The 1,163-nt window shown below is 69.7% G+C and carries 2 protein-coding genes; one reads left to right on the plus strand and one right to left on the minus strand.

What is annotated here, in order from left to right; genetic code table 11:
- Positions 1-366: electron transfer flavoprotein subunit alpha/FixB family protein (locus tag AB0R04_RS38895; protein WP_363378906.1), on the plus strand; the 366-nt coding region annotated here is incomplete at its 5' end.
- Between the two features lie 93 nt (positions 367-459).
- Here the strand turns inward: AB0R04_RS38895 and AB0R04_RS38900 are convergent.
- Positions 460-894, minus strand: a complete 435-nt coding sequence (locus tag AB0R04_RS38900) for a hypothetical protein (RefSeq protein WP_363378908.1) — start codon at positions 892-894, stop codon at positions 460-462.
- Between the last annotated feature and the right edge of the window lie 269 nt (positions 895-1,163).

Raw genomic sequence — 1,163 nt, forward strand, 5'->3', positions numbered from 1 at the left:
GCCGCGATCGTGGTCTCGGGCGGCCGCGGCGTCGGCGAGGCGGCCGGCTTCGGCGTCGTCGAGGAGCTCGCGGACGCGCTGGGCGCGGCCGTCGGCGCCTCGCGTGCCGCCGTCGACGCGGGCTGGTACCCGCACAGCAACCAGGTCGGCCAGACCGGCAAGCAGGTCTCGCCGCAGCTGTACGTGGCGAACGGCATCTCCGGTGCCATCCAGCACCGGGCGGGCATGCAGACCTCGAAGACCATCGTGGCCGTCAACAAGGACCCGGAGGCCCCGATCTTCGAGCTGGCGGACTACGGCGTGGTCGGCGACCTGTTCGCCGTGCTGCCGCAGCTGACCGCCGAGGTGAAGTCCCGCAAGGGCTGATCCCCGCGCACCACACGCCGGAGGGCGTGGCACCGAGTACCCGGTGCCACGCCCTCCGGCGTGTGGCGGACGCTATCCGCCGTGTGGTGGAGGCTATTCGGCGAAGGCCGCGAGGTGCTGGGTGAACCCGCCCTGGACGGGCGGCAGCGGGCGCGGCTCGACGTCCACCGGCGGCTGCGGCCCCTCCATCGGCAGCAGTCGCAGCTCGGGCTGGTCGGAGCCGGGGGCGGACAGCAGCCGCACCCGCGTCCCGACCGGGACGGTGCTGCGCAGCCCGTCGACGATGCACCAGACGTCGAAGCCCTCGGCCATCCGGATCAGGGACTTCTGGCGGACCAGCGGCGTCCGGGCCTGCTCGACCTCGCAGCGCCGGACGACACCGGTGCCCTCGCTGGGCTCCAGCTGCAGCTCGGTGGAGCCGCAGGTGGGGCAGAGCAGCCGCTGGAAGGTCGGGTTGCAGCACCACGAGCAGCGCTGGAAGTACAGCGTGGTGCTCCGGGTGTCGGCATCGATGGCTGAGTGGACCACGCTGTCATCTCCCTGCGCTCGGACCGGCTTGTTCGGCAGAAGTTCGGCAGAAAAAAGGATAGGGAACTCAGTGCCGCCATGTGAAGGCACTGAGTTCCCTTTTTGTCGCGTGGGTGCATAATGAAGGGTACTGAGTACCGTCGTGAAACAGGAGTGGCGATCATGAGCCAGGAGTTCGATCTCTTCCGTATCTCCGAGGAGCACGAGATGCTCCGTGAGGCGGTGCGTTCGCTGGCCGAGGCGAAGATCGCTCCGTTCGCGGCGGAGGT

The organism is Kitasatospora sp. NPDC056731 (assembly GCF_040687675.1).
In the GTDB taxonomy this organism is placed as follows: domain Bacteria; phylum Actinomycetota; class Actinomycetes; order Streptomycetales; family Streptomycetaceae; genus Kitasatospora.